This window comes from Bacillus sp. V59.32b (assembly GCF_003429085.1).
Taxonomy (GTDB): Bacteria; Bacillota; Bacilli; order Bacillales; family DSM-1321; genus Peribacillus.
On record NZ_QVTC01000005.1, the window covers coordinates 1 to 19,415 of the forward strand.

The 19,415-nt window shown below is 40.9% G+C and carries 20 protein-coding genes and 1 riboswitch; of the genes, 5 read left to right on the top strand and 15 right to left on the bottom strand.

Translation table 11 applies throughout. The features are described 5' to 3' along the window. On the top strand, positions 1–194 hold a 194-nt coding region (locus D0463_RS19655; RefSeq protein ID WP_216824879.1), incomplete at its 5' end, for a hypothetical protein. A gap of 22 nt (positions 195–216) precedes the next feature. Continuing rightward, positions 217–399, top strand: a riboswitch (Lysine riboswitch). 87 nt (positions 400–486) lie between these two features. Then, entirely contained in the window at positions 487–1,941 is a 1,455-nt protein-coding gene (locus tag D0463_RS01215; protein WP_117304210.1) for an amino acid permease, read from the top strand. 59 nt (positions 1,942–2,000) lie between these two features. Here the strand turns inward: D0463_RS01215 and D0463_RS01220 are convergent, their stop codons facing one another. The 12 genes from D0463_RS01220 to D0463_RS01275 form a co-directional block, all read right to left on the bottom strand. After that, a complete protein-coding gene (locus D0463_RS01220) occupies positions 2,001–3,083 on the bottom strand; it encodes a Ger(x)C family spore germination protein (RefSeq protein WP_117304212.1) in 1,083 nt (360 codons plus the stop codon). Next, a complete protein-coding gene (locus D0463_RS01225) occupies positions 3,080–4,177 on the bottom strand; it encodes a GerAB/ArcD/ProY family transporter (RefSeq protein ID WP_117304214.1) in 1,098 nt (365 codons plus the stop codon). Before D0463_RS01225 ends, D0463_RS01220 begins: the two co-directional genes overlap by 4 nt. Positions 4,178–4,188: 11 nt before the next feature. Then, positions 4,189–5,709, bottom strand: a complete 1,521-nt coding sequence (locus D0463_RS01230; RefSeq protein ID WP_117304217.1) for a spore germination protein — start codon at positions 5,707–5,709, stop codon at positions 4,189–4,191. 113 nt (positions 5,710–5,822) lie between these two features. After that, the gene (locus tag D0463_RS01235; protein ID WP_117304219.1) at positions 5,823–6,356 is read right to left on the bottom strand and encodes a YhcN/YlaJ family sporulation lipoprotein; all 534 of its coding nucleotides are present in this window, start codon (positions 6,354–6,356) and stop codon (positions 5,823–5,825) included. A gap of 206 nt (positions 6,357–6,562) precedes the next feature. Next, positions 6,563–6,913 (bottom strand): DUF948 domain-containing protein, encoded by a 351-nt coding sequence (locus D0463_RS01240; RefSeq protein ID WP_160118340.1) that lies wholly within the window; start codon positions 6,911–6,913, stop codon positions 6,563–6,565. A 237-nt stretch (positions 6,914–7,150) separates the two neighbouring features. Next, entirely contained in the window at positions 7,151–9,121 is a 1,971-nt protein-coding gene (ltaS, locus tag D0463_RS01245; protein WP_117304249.1) for a lipoteichoic acid synthase, read from the bottom strand. A 504-nt stretch (positions 9,122–9,625) separates the two neighbouring features. Next, positions 9,626–10,054 (bottom strand): PadR family transcriptional regulator, encoded by a 429-nt coding sequence (locus D0463_RS01250; protein ID WP_117304222.1) that lies wholly within the window; start codon positions 10,052–10,054, stop codon positions 9,626–9,628. A gap of 86 nt (positions 10,055–10,140) precedes the next feature. Then, the gene (locus D0463_RS01255) at positions 10,141–11,091 is read right to left on the bottom strand and encodes a siderophore ABC transporter substrate-binding protein (protein ID WP_117304224.1); all 951 of its coding nucleotides are present in this window, start codon (positions 11,089–11,091) and stop codon (positions 10,141–10,143) included. A 30-nt stretch (positions 11,092–11,121) separates the two neighbouring features. Next, positions 11,122–11,880 (bottom strand): iron ABC transporter ATP-binding protein, encoded by a 759-nt coding sequence (locus tag D0463_RS01260; protein ID WP_117304226.1) that lies wholly within the window; start codon positions 11,878–11,880, stop codon positions 11,122–11,124. Beyond that, positions 11,874–12,824, bottom strand: a complete 951-nt coding sequence (locus tag D0463_RS01265; RefSeq protein WP_117304228.1) for an iron chelate uptake ABC transporter family permease subunit — start codon at positions 12,822–12,824, stop codon at positions 11,874–11,876. The genes D0463_RS01260 and D0463_RS01265 overlap by 7 nt, the downstream gene beginning before the upstream one ends. Next, positions 12,817–13,767 carry an ABC transporter permease gene (locus D0463_RS01270; protein ID WP_117304230.1) on the bottom strand — a complete coding sequence of 317 codons (951 nt, stop codon included), beginning with the start codon at positions 13,765–13,767 and terminating at the stop codon, positions 12,817–12,819. The genes D0463_RS01265 and D0463_RS01270 overlap by 8 nt, the downstream gene beginning before the upstream one ends. A 466-nt stretch (positions 13,768–14,233) precedes the next feature. Next, positions 14,234–14,770: an NADPH-dependent FMN reductase gene (locus tag D0463_RS01275; protein ID WP_117304233.1), complete on the bottom strand. Its 537-nt coding sequence runs from the start codon at positions 14,768–14,770 to the stop codon at positions 14,234–14,236. A gap of 234 nt (positions 14,771–15,004) precedes the next feature. On the opposite strand from D0463_RS01275, the gene D0463_RS01280 reads away from it, so the two are divergent. Together D0463_RS01280 and D0463_RS01285 are read left to right on the top strand one after the other, a co-directional pair. Further along, positions 15,005–15,283 carry a DUF1450 domain-containing protein gene (locus tag D0463_RS01280; protein ID WP_254052683.1) on the top strand — a complete coding sequence of 93 codons (279 nt, stop codon included), beginning with the start codon at positions 15,005–15,007 and terminating at the stop codon, positions 15,281–15,283. Between the two features lie 413 nt (positions 15,284–15,696). Continuing rightward, positions 15,697–16,230 (top strand): YceI family protein, encoded by a 534-nt coding sequence (locus D0463_RS01285; protein ID WP_117304237.1) that lies wholly within the window; start codon positions 15,697–15,699, stop codon positions 16,228–16,230. A 52-nt stretch (positions 16,231–16,282) separates the two neighbouring features. On the opposite strand, the gene D0463_RS01290 is transcribed toward D0463_RS01285, so the two are convergent. From D0463_RS01290 to D0463_RS01300, 3 genes are read right to left on the bottom strand one after another with little or no spacing between them, the layout of a single operon-like run. Then, positions 16,283–16,645, bottom strand: coding sequence for a VOC family protein (locus D0463_RS01290; protein WP_160118341.1), 363 nt, complete (start codon positions 16,643–16,645; stop codon positions 16,283–16,285). An 11-nt stretch (positions 16,646–16,656) separates the two neighbouring features. Then, positions 16,657–17,685 carry an S-adenosylmethionine:tRNA ribosyltransferase-isomerase gene (locus D0463_RS01295; RefSeq protein WP_117304242.1) on the bottom strand — a complete coding sequence of 343 codons (1,029 nt, stop codon included), beginning with the start codon at positions 17,683–17,685 and terminating at the stop codon, positions 16,657–16,659. Continuing rightward, positions 17,685–18,419 (bottom strand): SDR family NAD(P)-dependent oxidoreductase, encoded by a 735-nt coding sequence (locus D0463_RS01300; RefSeq protein ID WP_117304244.1) that lies wholly within the window; start codon positions 18,417–18,419, stop codon positions 17,685–17,687. Before D0463_RS01300 ends, D0463_RS01295 begins: the two co-directional genes overlap by 1 nt. A 199-nt stretch (positions 18,420–18,618) precedes the next feature. Between D0463_RS01300 and D0463_RS01305 the strand changes: the two genes are divergently transcribed. After that, complete coding sequence (locus tag D0463_RS01305) at positions 18,619–19,125, top strand: cupin domain-containing protein (RefSeq protein WP_117304246.1); 507 nt, start codon at positions 18,619–18,621, stop codon at positions 19,123–19,125. The last annotated feature ends 290 nt before the right edge of the window (positions 19,126–19,415 follow it).

A 19,415-nucleotide genomic window follows, 5' to 3' on the forward strand; every position in this document is an offset into this window, starting at 1 on the left:
TAAGTCCCGGAGGCGTGCCCTTTGCCGAGGAGGCTCCCGGACTGCCCGCGGAAAGCGAGGGCCTGGAGCGGAAATCAACGGATAATCAAAAGCTTAAACCACTTCTTTTGGTGAAGAACCTTATCCATCAAATATCTGCCAGAAACAAACATATTGCACTCTTTCAAATTTTAAATTATACTTCAATAATGTAAAACAGAATACTTCCTCATTAACCGATGAGGTAGAGGCTGCGGCTTAGATGAGTATGGCGGACGAGATACAGAGAATATCTTTGACTCCGTCAGAAGGGATAAGTCGCCGAAGTTTGGATATATTCACTGTATACCCAGGCTGGCGGTGTTACCGAACAGGAACACCACTGTCACGTTTTTAAAGACGTGGGGAGCTACTTTCGGAAGGATTAAACGGGCTATTTAAGCAGCCGTCGATCTTTTTCGACGGCTGTTTTTTATTTCCTTCCTATTTATAAAAGGAGTGTTATAAATGGAAAACTTAAATACCAATCCTACAGAGCTCAAAAGAGGATTGAAAGCAAGACATTTAACGATGATTTCACTCGGGGGAACGATCGGGACCGGGCTGTTCCTTGCGAGCGGCGGGGCTATCCACACTGCAGGTCCCGGAGGCGCTCTCGTCGCCTATGCGGCCATTGGCATTATGGTTTATTTCTTAATGACCGGTCTTGCGGAAATGGCAGCATACATGCCGGTAGCCGGTTCCTTCAGGGTTTATGCGACAAAATTCGTCGATCCAGCCTTCGGATTTGCACTTGGCTGGAACTATTGGTATAACTGGGCCATTACAATTGCTGCCGAATTGGCGGCTGTGGTCATTATTATGAAGTTCTGGTTCCCGGATAGCCCTTCTATGCTATGGAGCGCGCTATGCCTTGCCATTATGTTCGGCTTGAACTATTTATCAGTAAAAGGCTTCGGAGAAGCTGAGTATTGGTTCTCCCTAATTAAAGTTGTAACAGTTGTTGTGTTTTTAATCGTCGGTTTCCTTATGATTCTGGGAATCATGGGTGGGGAAGCGATTGGCTTTAAAAACTTTACGATTGATGACGCACCTTTTAACGGAGGGTTCTTCACCATCATAGGAATTTTTATGGCCGCCGGATTCTCATTTCAGGGTACTGAATTACTCGGCGTGACCGCAGGGGAAAGCGAAAACCCAAGAAAGAATATTCCTTTGGCCATCCGCCAGGTGTTTTGGCGAATTCTTTTGTTCTATATTCTGGCCATCTTCGTAATCGGTTTGATTATTCCTTATACAACAGAAAGCCTTGTAAGTTCCGATATCTCTGATATTGCCGTCAGTCCGTTCACGCTGGTTTTCGAAAGAGCTGGGCTTGCTTTTGCTGCTTCTGTCATGAATGCGGTCATCTTAACAGCCATTCTTTCAGCCGGTAATTCTGGAATGTACGCTTCGACCCGGATGCTGTGGGATTTAGCACGCGATGGGAAGGCTCCGAAGTTTCTCGGGAAACTTGATAAAAGGGGCGTACCGGTAAATGCCCTGATTGTGACTGCTTTAATGGGAACTCTCGCGTTTCTAACCACATTTTTCGATGACGGTGTTGTGTATATCTGGCTGTTAAATGCTTCCGGGATGTCCGGATTCATTGCATGGGTAGGAATAGCCATGAGCCATTACCGGTTCCGCAAAGCATATGTTGCCCAGGGTCGTGATTTAAAAGATCTGCCATATCGCGCAAAATGGTTTCCGTTTGGCCCGCTTTTCGCCCTGATTATATGTATAATCGTCATCCTTGGGCAAAATTACACGGCGTTTACAGGCGGTTCAATCGATTGGACAAGCGTGCTAGTCTCCTATATTGGCTTGCCCCTGTTCCTTATCCTTTGGCTTGGTTACAAATCCATAAAGAAAACAAAGGTCGTTTCCTTGAAGGAAGCCAACTTTGACGTAAAACAATAACCCTTTCTCGACGGAAAATAGACAGACATTGGCAAAAAAGCCAATGTCTTTTTTCATTTTTATTCCGTAATCCCTTCTTGGACCAGCTTTAATTCTACCTTTATCTCAATCGGAACTGTCTGGTATTCATCCTCCCAATGCTTCTTATCAAAATGTCTTGTTTGGCTTCTTGCCCGGTCACCAAGGGCAAGGGGATCCACATTATTTCCCTGGAACATTCTCACCATCCCGTACAGCTTTTTTTCAATGATTTGCTGTGCTTTTTTTTCTATTCTTGGAATGGTTGACCGGTCTTTTAAATCCAAGTCATGAACCTCTAATAAACCACCTCTGATTTTAACTTTAATAAAGACCTCCGGACTCCCGTTCCCATCGTTTATTTCGTATTTCACTCTGGAATAGACATTTTGAATATTCAAATAAGAATCTTCTTTCATCTTAATTTCATATACGCCGTTTTTGAATCTTCCAGAAAGGACTTTAAATAGGAACCCATCTTCATATGAAATATGTTTTCCAATGTATTTATCATCCCGAAAAAGCGCAATGCCCTTTAATTTAAGATGTTCACCCTTTACTTCCAAGAGCGGCATGACCGGATCCATATTATCTCCGTAGTAACGATTTAAAAAACTGTGCAGGTTGGTATGGGGAAGATTTGTCTGGAAGTTTTGTTCAATCAGTTCTTGCGTCTTGATACCCGGCGTTTGGGTCATTTTAGATTCAAGATTGACGATGTCCTCCGCCTTGCCTGAAGCAACCGCTAAATAGATATCCCTGCCGACGGAAGGATCCCGCCTGTATGTATCGACATAATCATAAATTCCTCTCCCGGCAAGTTCTTCACCATAGATAACCGCCGATAAACGGCCTCCAACAAGACGTTTCGGTGTCTCAGATTCCATTTTCTGGCGGATGTTTTTTCCGGTATGGGCGACTGCCGAGTAAACTTCCTTTCCCATCGGGGCTTTTTCGCCCGATGAGGGAACTGAAACCAAGGTGGCTCCCTTGACTTTATCGTCCCCTGCCAGATCATAAGCCGTCACTTCGGCAAGCAGGTTATCTTCTAAAATATTATCCTTTACACCACAGCCTGTTAACATGGCACAAAATAATAAATAAATCAGGGGGTTTTTTTTCATTTCGTTTTATTCCTCACTTTGTGGACAACCATGAATAAAATAAACAATAACGGGATGTAAGCATAAATAATCCAGAAGCCGAATCGGGACACCATACTATTTAGCTGGTCAACCGCCTGGCGTGTTTGAAACCATGTGCAGGCTAAAACGGTGATACCCAAAATATAAACTAGCGATTTACGCTGATTCACGGCAAATATCCGTTTCATTCCCCTGCTCACCGCCCATACTCCAAGGCAGACATTTGGGATAACTGCAAAAAGCCAAATAGCAATCCCCACATACTCAAAGCGCTCAACAAATGGTAGGTCGACAATTTTCCATAAGGTTAAAGTAGCCCATACGGAATGTTTCAATTGGTCCTGGCTGTAATAAGCAAAGGACACTAAGGTAGAAATCAAATAAATGATGGTCGAGAATATCGCCCCAAAGTGGGCCCATTTTTCCGCCTTTCTTGGTTCATTTAAAAAAGGGTAGTACATTAATAGGAACTCAAATCCAAGGTAATTCAGCGTCATGGCTTTCGCCGAAAGCAATAACTCTTTTACCGAATGGTCAAAAAGTGGCATCAGATTGGTAAAATCCGCGTACTTCAGGGGGAAATATTTCAATAATAAAAGCGGCAAACTAATGAGAACTCCCAAAAAGGCAGCGCCTGTAACCACCCTGAATCCACCGGTAACCAGGTTATATACCAAAAGGGCAAAGATGACCATTAACATCAGGACATTGACACCCGGGAACATCCATACCTGGATTACTTCCGTATAAGTTCTTAATATGGTAATCACTACGGATAAAAAGTAAATGAACAAAATAACGCTTAGTCCGCCACCAAACCACCTTCCGAATAAGTACTTATGAATGCTGATGATATCATTTCCATCCTTATGTAACATACGAAAGCACATCCAAAGGATCACATTCACGCTAATACCGGCAATCAATACAGATATCCAGGCATCATATTCAGCATCTTTGGCAATCACCCGCTCAAATCCGAGAATCCCAACACCGATTTGCATTTTATGAACAAGGAACATTGCGAAGTATGGAGAAACTTTGTTATTCTCGTTTGGTTTTAAATCCATCATGCACCAACTTTCTATTCGTCAATATCCTTTGGGACAGCTTTTTGTTTAGGCGGGAGTTTTGTTGAATATTCCGGCCTTAAAAAGATAGGTCTCTGCTTTTGTTTTGTAAAAGAAAGCCTGACGAAACTATCTTTTAAATCTTTTAGTCGCAAAGGATAGATGGGCTCTAAATAGGGACGTCCAAGCGATGTAAGCTTTAATAGATGATTGAGAAAGAAAGCGGAACAGATGGCCACCCCTAAAAGACCATAAAGCTGTGCAGCGAACAAGAACGAAAAACGGATAATTCGTAGCGTATTGCTCATCTGATAGATCGGGGTCGTGAACGATGCCAAAGCGGCGAGTGCAATGAGCATTAATAGTACATTGCTGACGAACCCCGCCTCCACTGCCGCGGTCCCAATTACGATACCGCCAACGATACCGATTGTTTGACCTACCTTTGTCGGCAGCCTCGCACCCGCTTCCCGAAGTAATTCAATCGTCCCTTCTAGGAGTAGAGCTTCCATAAGAGGCGGAAAAGGGACAGCACCGCGTGAAGCAATTAAAGTCGGGAGCAATGCCTCCGGAATGGCTTGATAATGATAAGTAATGACAGCAACATACATCGACGTTGATAAGACGGAAAACAATACAGCCAATAATCGCAGCAGTCTGATCGATGTGGCAAGATGCCAGGTTACAAAATAATCTTCAAAAGCCGAAAAGAAGTTACCGATTGTAGTAGGGCCATTAAGCACATGGGGCGAACCATCCACAATGATGGCTATTTTGCCCTCTGCCAGAACACTTGCAGTCCGGTCTGGACGCTCTGTATCAATGAATTGTGGGAATACCGAGTTATGATTATCAGCAATCATCTGCGAAATAAACGAACTGTCCGCGATTATGTCATATTCAATTTCAGATATTCTTTGAATGACTGTATTAATGTTCTCCTGATTCGCAATACCATCTATATAAAGAATCCCTACTCTTGTTTGCGAAATCTCGCCAACTTTTATTTCCTTCACTTGAAGCTCCGGGACAGGCAGCCGTTTTCGAATTAAATTTATATTGACTTCTATTGATTCTACAAAAGCTTCCTTCGGGCCAAGTACAGTGAATTCCGTTTCAGGGACGGCAATCTTCCTTTTCTCTGTGCTTGCAGATGGAACAAGAAGACAATGTCCATTGTCTGTGTCAATTTGGATAATCACGGCTCCAGCCATAGCAAGAGACTGAATAGTCTTTAAATCGTTTGAGATTTTTATCGTTTCAACCGGAATTCCCTTTTTCACTTCTTCCAAGGTCGTTGGATGCTGTGCTGTCATTACAGGCAATATTTCTTTATGAATCTGGTCCGGGCTCACGATCGATTTAAAATAAGATACAGTAAAAGCACCGTCTGTAGGATATTGAAAGGAGATAAAATCATCAGAAGCTTTAAACTTCCTAAACAGTTCTTCAAATTCCTTTGCAGCATTAGGAATCGCCGTATCCTTTTGTAAAGGGGGCACCTTTTTCTTCTTTTTGTTTTTAAAAAGTTTCATCAAAGGACTCCTCCTTCCAAATTCCTTCACGCCTTGCTTATCCATGTGTGATTAAAAGAAAGGCAAGCCCACTTCAGGTCAGGTGAGTGCTATCCAAATAGCCGCATATCATATTAACTGGGGCCCCCAGGATAAACATCTCTTACCGTTTCACCAAACTCATCTGCCAATCCACGAACCGGCCTGTCATTTTTTAAATCGTTGACATACCCGTCCATTCTATCCACGAAATCTGGATTTGTGGAGGTGTAGACATGTTCTGCCATTTCATTCTCTTTTCTAATCGCACTGGCTATTTTTTCTTCTAATCTTTTTGTCAGCCTAGTGCCTTTTATCAAGGTTGCACCAACATAAGCGTTATTATCAGTCATGATTACAACCGCATGCTTTACCTCTTTCAGCTCTTCAACCTGATTTGCCGCATCATCCGCATGCCTGACATCTTCAGGGCGATAGTCTTCCCGTCGCATACCACCATACAGCTCATCCCTGTTTCCCACATCAAGATATCGAGGTCCCTGATCCACCCGTTCATTCACATTGCTTGTATTTCGCGCGATATTATTTCTTCCTTCACCATTATCATTAGTTGAACAACCCGTGATAAACAATGCCATGATACTGCTTAATATCACTGCATACTTCATGAAATCACTCCTCTAGAGAATCTGCTCATTTTTACTATTTGTTAAGCATATGGTTTTATTCATTAAGGCAAAAGAAATTAAAGAAAGCTCGTCGATTGACGAGCCGTAAGGGGGAGATAGACAAAGTTGCACTTAAGGAAAGTATAAACTTTCCTTTCTGCGAAAAAACAGCACCTCTCATTTGAGAAGTGCTGGGGTATCCCGTTTTAAGATAAATTTCCTGCCTGTTTTCTTTTCCCTAAATATCTGCCTGTTAGATTAGTTCCCTTCACGGTCATCCATAGCTCCTTGAAGGGCTTTGGAGTAAATTTTATAGCTTGGATTGTTCCCTGGACCGTGTCTTTCTTGTACTGAACATCAGCTGTGATTTCTTGCTGGGTCATCGTCAATTTATTCGTTTCAGATTTTATCTGATCTGTTTTCGCCTGTATCATCGCTGTTGTTTTAGTAATCCTGTTCATTACAGGCTTGGTATCCTTAAATGTCTTTACAGCATAAAAGGCTAAGTAAATAAGTGAACCTACAATGAGGGCGATGCTTAAGTAAACGATAATCACAGATGCTACCTCCTTTAGAACCGTTTTATGTATCTTTACCCAATTATAGCGGATAAAAACGGGAAAATTTTCAGACTCATACCCATAAATGGGCTAGCCTGCTGTTCTATATGCGATTGCTACGACCAAAGAGTCCTTTCATTTCTAATAAGGCTTGACGTGCAACTGGAGGAACATGCAATAGAATCATCAAAAAAAGCAGTCAAGAAGTATAAGCTTCTCAACTGCTTTTCATCATTATTCCTCTTCGGTTGTTTCTACTTTTGGTTCTTCATCGTCTTCGCTATGGGTATAATCATAGTCAGCTGGGTCAATTGGTTTAAAGCCATTTGGTGTATAGAAACGCAACAGGTCTCCATTTACCACTTCATCTGAAAGTCCGAGCATGGTCTCAACCATTTCTTGATCCCGAGCAATTTGTTCATTTTTCTCGATTAACTCACCAGTTGCATTATCGTAAAATTTGCCTTTAAGAGCCGTGATCTCAGGTGTAACAAAATCTCCGTTTCTAAAAGGTACGACTTGATTGTGATCTTTCGATAATAAATCGGTACCGAAGTGGACATAATCTTTGGTATCCACACCGAGCAAGTGAAGCAATGTCGGCATTACATCAATCTGCCCGCCATACTGTTCCATCTTTCCGCCTTCAACACCAGGAACATGAATGAATAACGGTACACGCTGCAATTGGGCATTTTCAAATTTGCCGACTTCTTTTCCTAACACTTGAGACATCGCTTTGTTATGGTTCTCCGATATACCGTAGTGATCACCGTACATCACGATAACTGAATTATCGTAAAGGCCGGACTTCTTCAGGTAATCAAAGAATTCTTTCAGAGCTTCATCCGCATAACGCGCCGTCTGGAAATATCCATCTACAGAAGGATCACCAGTCGTATGCTTAGCGATTGTTGCATCCTCTTCTTCCAATGGGAATGGAAAGTGGTTTGACAGCATGATGAACTTGGAATAGAAAGGCTGTGGCAATGTCTCCAGCATTGGGATCGACTCTCTGAAGAAAGGCTTATCCTTTAGTCCATAGTTCATGACATCTTCTTCATTCATCTGATAATGGCTTGCATCGAAAAACTCATTTATACCAAAAGATTTGTAGACCTTATCCCGGTTCCAGAATGACTTGTAATTCCCGTGGAATACTGCTGATGTGTAGCCTTGCTGACCAAGAATCGCCGGAGCGGCCTGGTACGTATTCTGCGCCTGTGTTGTAAAAGCCGCCCCCTGTGGCAAACCATATAATGAGTTCTCAATCATAAACTCGGCATCCGCTGTTTTCCCCTGGCTAGTCTGATGGAAAAAGTTATTAAAATACATAAATTCATTGCCGTTCGCAAGTGAATTTAAGAACGGTGTTACTTCCTCACCGTTTAATTTGTAATCGATGATAAAATCTTGAATCGATTCAAGATGTAAATAAATAACGTTTTTTCCTTCAGCTTTGCCAAAGTACTCAGGATTGGGCTCTGCCTTAGTTGCTTTCGTATAGTTTACGACCTCAGCGATATCCGTGCTGTTCGCAGTAGCGCGCTGGGCGTATGTTTTTGTATTTTGAATCGCATCATAAACCGTATAATTGTACATACCAAGATATTTGACAATATAGTTCCGGTCAAATGTCCGACTCAATAACTGCGGACGATCTTTTTCCGCTAACCCGAGGTTCACGGTAAAGGCCATAACCGCCGCGACAAATACTGTGGTTACAGTACGACGCTTAAGCTTAAGGGCTTCTGGCTTCACGAGTTTAGTGGCAAAAAGCACGATTAGGATAATCGTATCCAAGAAATAAAGGATATCCAATGGACTCATCAGCGCAAAAACACTCTGTCCTAAATCACCGGCGTTCTTAACCTGCGTAATGGTCGGCAGGGTAAGGAAGTCGCTGAAGAAGCGGTAGTACATGATATTCGCATATAAAAGGAAGGAAAGGATAAAGTTAAGTCCGATAATCCATTTATATGCTTTCTTGCCGGTTGCGAAAAGAGCTAGGCCAAAGAAGAATAGGGCTGAACTTATCGGGTTTATTAATAGAAGAAATTCCTGTATGGAATTATCTACCCCTAAGTTAAACTCAATTCTGTAGCCGATGTATGTCTTGATCCAAAACAACACGACTGCTATAGCAAAAAAGCCTAATAATTTATTTGTAAAGAAATTTTTATTTTTAGTAAAGAAATTTTTCATTTTATACACCTCTATTAAACTAGTGGTAATGCCCTCTTCAAATCCGCACAAGAGAACAGGCATAAACTCAATATTAACACCCGGGAATGTAAAATTCAATACCATTTTATCTATTCCCAGTTATTTACCATATCACTAGCTTTGTAAATTGCACTAGTTTGTTTTGGACAAGATACTGCCTTCAATACTGATTATCATATGCTCGACTTTATCAAAAAATTACACTGCATTTACATAAAATTCATATCATTAGTAAATGATAACGTAAGACTGCTTGTTTTTCAAAGGAAAATCATCGACATTTTTTTCCTTTTTTTCAGTTTCTCAGCAACCGTAATTTCGCGAAACTTTTTTCATTATATAACTGTATCAGAAAAAATTCCACTACTTTTCCAATTGCTAAAATCATTACTTAGTTTCTGTAAGTCGAAATAAAAAGAGCCCTATATTGGAGGCACCATGCTTGTATTGTATATTTAATTCAAAGTTTTTATCGCAGGTTGCTTATTTTGATTCAGGGAAAACAGGTTTGTTTATGGCAGGGCTATCTTTTAAATATTCCTTTATTTGTGTCAGATAGTTCATTTGTATTTCATAGTGCTGGTACATATTTTCAAAAGCTAATTTTGTTAACGGGTCAATTTTGATTGCCTTTTCTTTAAGTTCCTGACCGGCTTTTAAATCATCAAGCTCTCTTTCAAGCGTCCTCAATTGTCCATGAACCGCCTCTTGCAAGTCTTCATTTGAAATTTCATGAAGAAAGGATACAGCAGTATATAAAGAACTTGGCAGAATCACTGATGAACGTTCAAATGATTCCTTTAATAATCGCTTGAATTCCAGTTCCCCAGTTTCTGTAATTTGATAGATGGCTTTTGCCCGGTGACCGGTATACTCTACTGATTTTACTTTTACCAAACCTTCGTTTTCCATTTTCTTTAATTCATATGTTTTAGATAAAAAAACTGTCTGTTCCCGATATTAGTATTCGGGGACAGACAGTTTCTTTTAATTATTAATTATTTTAATCCTTCTTCCGCTTCTTTCACCATTTCGGCGACAGATTCTAATCCACCGCCTGACAGGTACCAGTAGCCAGGGTCTAGATATACAATTTTACCGTTTTTATAAGCGTTCGTTTTCTTTACTAAAGCATTTTCAATGACTTTTTTCGCGTTATTGCCTTCACCGACAGCGGCATCTCTATCAATAACATAGAGAATATCTGGGTTTTGTTCGGCGATGAATTCAAACGAAATGTTCTGACCGTGCTGAGGATCTGCATCAAGATCTTCAGCCGCTGGTTTCACACCAAAAACGTCATGGATGACTCCAAATCTTGATGATGGACCGTAAGCTGTTACTTTACCGCCAGACGTAAGGGTAATTAATGCTTTTTCATCACTTGCGTCCGCTTTTTCCTTTAAGCCAGCAATGGCATCATCTATTTTTGCGAGCTCTTCCTTAGCCTGAGCTTCTTTACCGAAGATATCCCCCAGTGTTGTTACGTTTTCCTTAAAAGATTCCATATACTTCTTACTATCCACATCCATGAAGATCGTCGGAGCGATTTCACTGAACTTATCATAAGAATCTTGCTGCCTAGCCGAGATGATGATGACATCCGGCTGGAGCTCATTGATGGCTTCAAAATCAGGTTCCTTTAATCCCCCGACATTTTCCGCATCCTTGTATTTATCAAGATATTCAGGAAGGTTTTGTCCGGGAACGCCGGTAACCTCCACGCCAAGCTTATCCAAAGTATCCAATGTACCGAAATCGAATACCACTACTTTTTCAGGATTTTTCTTAATCTTTGTCTCACCCAGTTCATGCTTGACTGTAACTTCTTCTGATTTCTTATTTCCTTCTGACCCGCCCGCGTTATCAGCAGAATCATCTGAACCGCACGCAGCAACAAAAACAGCCAATAAAGCGATTATAAAAAACAGGGAAAATTTTCTTTTCATTTTAAGTTCTCCTCAAAATATAGTTTTTTGTTAGGCGTAATAAACAGCAATCCTATTTTCATTAATATTTTCAATATTGATATCCATTTCATAAATATCCCCTAAAACAGTGCTGTCAATCATGTCATCCGTAGTGCCTTCCTGAATAATCTTTCCGTCCTTAAGGGCCACGATATAATCGGAATAGCAGGAAGCAAAATTAATATCATGGATGACAATTACTACCGTCTTGCCCAACTCATCCGTAAGCCTTCTTAAAACCTTCATAATTTGTACGGAGTGTTTCATATCAAGATTATTCAAGGGCTCATCAAGCAAAATATAATCCGTGTTCTGTGCGATGACCATCGCAATGTAGGCCCTTTGCTGTTGTCCGCCGCTTAGCTGATCAAGGAATTTATCCTGGATGGACTCCAGCTCCATATACGCAATCGCTTCGTCCACGTAATGCCAGTCTTCCTTTGTCAATCTTCCCTGTGAGTACGGGAAGCGTCCAAATGAAACCAGCTCCCGGATCGTCAGGCGAATATTAATGTGATTGGACTGTTTAAGGATGGAGACTTTCTTGGCAAGTTCATTGCTTTTGCACTCGCAAATATCGAGCCCGTCAATCGTTATCTTACCGGCATCCATAGAAGTGAGCCTTGAGATCATGGACAGCAAAGTACTTTTCCCCGCACCGTTTGGACCGATGAATGAAGTGATTTTGCCTTTTGCGATTTCCAAAGAAACGTGATCAACGACCGTCTTATTCCCATATTGTTTCGAGACATTGCTTACTTTTACCATGATTTATTCTCCTTTAATAGCAGATAGATGAAATACACTCCGCCGATGAAGTTAATGATGACACTAAGCGTTGTTGAAAAGGTGAATACTCTTTCGACAATCAGAAGACCGCCTGTCAAAGCAATAATGCTTATCAAAATAGAACCAAAGATTAGATAAGTATGCTGATAGGTTTTTAAGAATTGATAGGCTACATTCGCGACAAGCAAGCCAAGAAATGTGATCGGTCCGACCAAAGCGGTCGAGATCGAGATCAGGATTGCCACTGCAATCAAAAGCCGTTTGACGACATAATCATAATCAACGCCAAGATTAACAGCTTGCTCCTTACCGAGTGATAGAACGTTCAGGTACTTGACAAACCTCGCAAAGTAAATGGAGATCAGCAGGATGAGTACAATCGAGATCATTAGCAGGTCATTGTTGATATTATTAAAGCTCGCGAACATTCGATCCTGGATAATCTGGAACTCGTTTGGATCAATAATCACTTGCATGAATGACGAAAAGCTCTGGAATAACGTCCCCATGACCAATCCTACTAATAATAGAAAATAAATATTCTGCCCTTCCCGTTTGAAAAGAAACTTGTAAAGCAACCCTGCGAACAAAACCATAAAACCAACCGATATGAGAAAATTCACATTCTTATTCATGACGGTCAAGCTTGAAGAACCGAAAACAAAAATTAAGAAAGTTTGAATCAGCATATACAGGGAATCCAGACCGATAATGCTTGGAGTAAGGATTCGATTATGGGTGATTGTTTGAAACACGACGGTTGAAAAGGCGATCGCAGTCCCTGTCAAGACGATTGCAAGTATTTTAATACTTCGTCTGGGAAGCACATATTCCCACTGGTTTCCAATCTCAGTGAAAAGGAAAACGATGATCAGGATGGCGGCAATCGCTGCAAGTATGCCCATTTTGATGTTTTTATGCATATGCCTTTCTCCTTATCAATAAGTAAAGAAAAATGCCGCTTCCTATCACTCCGACCGTTAATCCAATCGGGATTTCATAAGGATAGATGATAAGCCTTCCTAATATGTCACAGAAAAGCAGGAAAACTGCACCTAACAAAGCTGTGTGTGAAAGGTTCTTTTTTAGATTGTCCCCCTGGTAAATGGAAACGATATTCGGAACAACCAGCCCCAAGAAAGGAATCATTCCAACCGTAAGCATGACTACCGTTGTGGACAAAGCAACAATCACCAGCCCGATGTTGACAACGAAGCGATAATTGAGGCCGAGATTTGTGGAGAACTCTTCACCCATGCCTGCTAAGGTAAACTGCCCAGCGAATATGTACGAAATGATGACTAAAGGAATGCTGATATAGATCATTTCATAACGCCCTGCCATGATCATGGAAAAATCACCGTGCAGCCATGAGGAAATACTCTGAATTAAATCATGCTTGTAGGCAAAAAACGTTGTAATCGAGCTAAGGATATTCCCAAACATCAGCCCTACAAGCGGAATGAAAATCGCATCTTTAAATTTGATTCTGTCAAGCAGACGCATAAAGAGAAAAGTTCCTGCCAGAGCAAAAAGTGAAGCGACTATCATTTGTTGCATCATCGTTGCGGATGAAAAAATAATAAGGGAAACAAGTATTCCTAGCCTTGCCGCGTCCATCGTTCCCGCTGTTGTAGGAGAAACAAATTTATTCCGGCTGAGCTGCTGCATGATCAATCCGCAAATGCTCATGCTTACCCCTGCTATGATAAGGCTCACCAGTCTTGGCACTCTGCTGATCATCATGATTTCCCGCTGGTCCTCGCTTAAATGAAACAAGTCAAACGGGGTGATATCTTTTACACCAACAAACAATGATGTAATGGACAATATAATGAAGGCAATGATCAAATATCTCTTTTTCATGACGATTCCTGCACTTCCCTCAGCCAGGCTGGACTATTTCAGACAATGAGATTCATTATCATTTAAACTCATAAAAAAAATATAATTTTATCAATAATGAGATTCACTATCATTTCGAAAAATAAAAAAAGCATTGAATCCATTTTTCTTTTTAGTAATGATACTCATTATCAATTAGACTATTACATGAATTATTGTAATTTTTTACGCTATTTATGTCAATCATTTTCACAAAATGTTAACAAGAAAAGTGTTAATAAACACTTCGACTACAACAGGTCATTATGTGGCGCAGGAGCTGGACAATCATCATTATTAAAATAGTAACTTTAATTATGCCTCTGTTATAAAGTATTGTTGAAAAACATTATTTTGGGTTCATTCGTGTGAAACCAAAATCAACAGAGATATTTAGCATAGCTTTAATTATAGAGAAAGGAGGAAAAGATTCTTCCTCCTTGCCTTTCTATCCTTTTAGTTTTTGCTGAAGAAAGAGCAGTTCATCAGCCAGTTCGCTCAATCTTCGGTCTACATCAACATTTATGATTTCATTTTCACTATTAAAGCTGTCGTTTGAAACAAAGACATTTTTGCTGGCAACCAATGCTTTAAAGAATGAGAGAATCGGCCTTAATTGATTTTCCGCCACAAGTGAATGATGGTTGGATCCCGCTGTGGAAACATAGCCGACTACCTTTGATTCAAACACCGTTGTCGGCAGATGGTCGAAAAGATTTTTGAGGGCCCCTGTAATGGATGCCTGATACACCGGCGTACCGATCACAAAGAAATCAGCGCCGACTATTTTCTCAATGACATTTTTCGTGTCGTCATTGTAGGATTCTAACGGTTTCCCTACAACAAATTCAATTTGATAATCCCTTAAATCAATAAGCTCTATATCAAGATCCGGATCTTTTTGTTTTGCCCGAATTAAAACTTCATTTACCATTTTTGCTGTCTTGGCGCCAATTAATGCTCCCGAAATCCCCACTAATTTCAATGTACTTCCTCCTATTGATAAACATTTGCTGCATGATTCAAAACTAATATGTTATTTCCATTATAAACCGTGCAGACGCGATTTATGTATTTAACTGCTTGAAGTAAAGATACCATATTCCTCGGAATTTTTTCATTAAATTGCTTTTTGGTTTCCTCGACTACCGATAAACGGTAAACTATAAATGAAAGTAGTGTCGATTTTGAGAATTATAAGATGAAGGAAGAAGATAATGTGAAATCATTTATCACGAAAATGTTCTCTAAAGAAAAACCAATGACCGTCGAATTCTGTGAGAATAACCTTGACCGTTTTTTGAATGAAGAGACTTTTTCACTCTTCCAGCAGTTCCTGACCCAGCCAACCGTAAAGTATAAGGAATATGAATGCTTAAGCGAGTGTAAGCTATGCAAACAGTCCCCTTACGCCAAGGTCGATGGCGATATCATTACTGGCGAAAGCCCGGATGACCTGTTGAACAAGTTAAAGGATTTTAAAAATAGGCTCTGTTAAATTCCATTGTTGATTTTCAAATGGTCATGGAATCTACTCGCTTTCCGCGGACGAACTGGCAAGCCTCCTCACTCGTACCTCGCTGCGGGGTCTTGCCAGCCCGTTTTTCCGCAGGACGTTGATTCATCATCCTTGAATAGACACCGCACGAGAAAATGCGTATGCATTTTCGAGGAGTCTCGCAGATTCCCTTCCCAAAAACAACATTATCGTTTAACAGAGCCTAAAATTAAAGAATAAAAATTCAAGTGATGTTCCGTAAACCGGGACATCTTTTTCCCTTTTTCCGATTTTTTAAAATAAATTGTTTGACATTTTGATTGATAGGAAATATAATTTGTTTCATATTGTTATATCTTGAATTTGAGATATATGATTTAAATATTTCGAAGAAATTTGGAGGAGATTTATTAATGGCAAACACAAAATGGGTTGTAGACGCAGCACATAGCAGCATTGATTTTTCAGTTAAGCACATGATGGTAGCAAAAACAAAAGGAACTTTTCAAAAGTTTGACGCAGCAGTTGAAGCCGATCCAGCAGATTTGACTACAGCTAATATCGAATTTACAATCGATGTTTCAAGTATCGATACACGCAATGGCGATCGTGACGCTCACCTTCGTTCAGCAGATTTCTTTGATATTGAAAAATATCCATCTTTAACTTTCAAGTCAACAAAAATTGTAAAGACCAGTGAAGATGAGTATGATGTAACCGGAGATTTAACCATGCACGGAGTAACCCGTTCTGAAACATTTGCAATAACTTTCGAAGGCCAAGGAACAAACCCATGGGGTGCAGAAGTAGCCGGCTTCAGCGGAAAAGGAACGATCAACCGGAGTGATTATGATCTTACTTACAATGCTGCGCTTGAAACAGGCGGAGTCCTTATCGGCGACAAAATTACGGTCTCATTAGAAATCGAAGCATCAAGAGAAGCATAAGGTAGAACGAGTGGAGGCATTTTCGATGCCTCCATTCGTTTTTTTATAAGCATCAATCACGGCTTATCTCGAGGAATTCCAATATTTCAGCATCAGGTCCTGTTGAGAAAAACGTTTTCCAGCCATTTGCAAGAAAATAAGGACCTTCCGTTATATAATACCCATCTTTTATAAGTCTGATCAGGGCGTGTTCCATATCCTTCACCTCAAAACAGAGATGGATCCTCCCCGAGGTTACATGTTCACTATCTTGCGTTTGAATCAGTTCAATCCTGAGATTTCCCAAAGTTAAAAAAGCGATTTTTCCTCCCATTAATTCAAATTGTGTTTCCTCTTCCAACCCTAGATAATCCTGATAAAAACTCCTTGATACTTCAATATCTTTTACTTCAAGAGCTATGTGGTGGAACTTCATGGCACTACCCCTCATATAATTAGATTCATGTCCCCAAATTCATGCCAAAGGTAGCCTTGATCAATAGCTTCTTGGTAAGCACATAATAAATTATCCTCGCTGATGAAAGCTGTAAGCATATCCAAATGGCTGGCTTCAGGTTCATGAAAACCGGTTACTATCCCATTAATCAATTTTAATTGATGCTTCGAATCGATATAAAGTTTAGTAAAGCCCTCAAGCCTTCCACTGCTTAATGATGATTCGATTGCACGGACTACAGTTGTCCCGACAGCAATGACTCTACCGCCTTCGTCTTTCGTTCGAAGAATGCTTTCCATCGTTTCTTCAGGTATTTTGTATTGTTCAACCTGTTCAACAGGACTGATGTGCCATTTGTCGTCCAATAAATAGCTTAGCCCGGTATGAAGCTGTAAGAAAGCGATCTTGACTCCTTTTTGCTGAAGAGCAAGTAGAAGTTCCCAACTAAAAGCCCTGCCTGCAGATGGCATTTCCACTGAACCCGGGACCGTCCCATAAACGGTTTGATAATAATTCAAATTCCATGGATGATGAATGTATTCATAACGCACCGGTTCTCCCAAGCTATAGATATCATTGAATAACTCAGAGCCTGTTTTTGAAAAATGCAAGGTCTTAAGGGGAGAGTTTTCTTTTTCTCCCGTCACTTTTGCAGAGAGGGAATGGGAGAAATGCAACGTATCACCAAGCTTCACCGTATCGGAAACAATTAATGACTCCCAAACTCCCTCATTTATACGCCGTGCAAGCCTAACTTCAACATCTTCATACACCAAAGCGCCATTTCTTTTCATAATCGCTTTTAAAACGGCAGGTATCGTTCGACTATTATTCAACACGAGCACATCGCCGCTGTTAAGATACTGGTCCAAATGAAAGAAATGATCATGGCCCACCTCACCGGATACGCGGTCCAAGGTCATCATCCGCACCCGGTCTCTTCGAATCCCTCTCTGTTCCGGCGGAGTGCTTGCGTGTAAAGCTGGCGGCAGGTCAAATAATAGATTTGCAGTTGCCATTATTCTTCCTCCCTTCGGTTAAATTCCTGAGCTTCAAAACGCATGCCGTTAATGCCACTCGATTCTGTAGAGGCGAGATATAAGAAAACATCGACTACATCGTTCGGGTTAGCTAGAGAATAATCGCAATCCGGAACTGCTAATGCATGCATATTCGTATCCATTTCTCCGGGATCAACCATATTTACCCTTACATTCGTTCCTTTGACTTCATCTGCCCACGTTTGCGTCAGACCTTCGACAGCGAATTTCGAAACCCCATATGCCCCCCAGCCAGCATATCCTGTATGGCCGGCTTCGGATGTGACATTAATGACAGCCCCTTCATTCCTTTGCAGCATTCCGGCAATCACCCTTTTTGTTAGCAGAAAAGAACTGACTGTGTTGACCCGAACAACTTCCTCAAAGTCTTCCTCCGGAAAATCCAATAATAGAGGGATAGGGCTGGGACCTAACATCGAAGCATTATTTATCAACACGTCGATCCTTCCAAAGACGTGCTCTGTCATTGAAGTAAACCTTTCAACATCACGGGAAACCGACACATCGGCTGTAACCGCAAGAACTTCGGCGCCGAGCTCCTGCGCCTCCTTTTGGATCTTGCGCAACTCATATTCCCCTCTCGCACAAATCGCAAGCTTTGCTTTCTGTCTCGCAAAGGCTACCGTTAATGCTTTACCCAGACCTTTTGAAGCGCCTGTAATCATAACCACCTTCCCGACAAATGGGTTCATAACAATCACTCCTAATCTACATTTATTAATCGACTTCCTATATCCATCTTACGTTTTGGCTATTTTACATTCGTCGATAGAAAGTTTGAATGTTCCCTACAACTTTAGTCTGAACTGTTTCAAATCCTGATTTTAGATTCATAGTTTTGGTAAGCAGCTTTACGGGAATCTAACTAGTAAAAGCTCTGGAGGTTAATATATGAATAAAAACAATCTGCAAACATATCGGTTCGAAGATGATGGAGTCATTCCAAACAACCCTAATCTGCCCGTCCTGTTTTACCCTGGGGCATTTTCCGAACAACTTGAACGGACAGAAGAAACATTCAACGAGAATAATTGGCGTAATAGCTGGACAAATGGGGTTTTTGACTTTCATCATTATCACAGCAATGCACATGAAGTGCTCGGTGTAGTCCAAGGTACAGCCATACTCCAGCTTGGCGGCGAAAAAGGAAAATCGCTTGACATAAAGAAAGGCGATGTAATCATCTTGCCGGCGGGAACCGGGCACAAAAGACTGCAATCCAGTGATGATTTCAAGATTGTGGGAGCCTATCCAGATGGAATGGAGCACAATCTCAAAACGGAAAAAGAAGAAGACAGGCTGTTTGCTTCTGAAGACATCTCCAAAGTGCCCCTGCCTGATGCCGATCCGGTTTTCGGATACAACGGGCCATTGCTGAAGGAATGGAATGTCAGATAGTATATCTATAAAAAAACCTCCCGATACTAATGAGCGGGAGGTTTTAATTCTGTGATTTTCTCTGAAAAGCAGTATATATCTATCTAACCTGCGGAAGATGAAAAAGGGGTCAAATTTCCCTGCTACAAAACATAACAGGATCGTTTAGATCAATTTCGGTTACATTATTTAAATTTGTACTCGATTATCAGATTTTCTGCTCGATTATTTGAATTTGTGCTCGATTATTCGAATTTCTGCTCGATGAGCTGGATTTGTGCTCGATGAACCGGATTTGTGCTCGATGAACC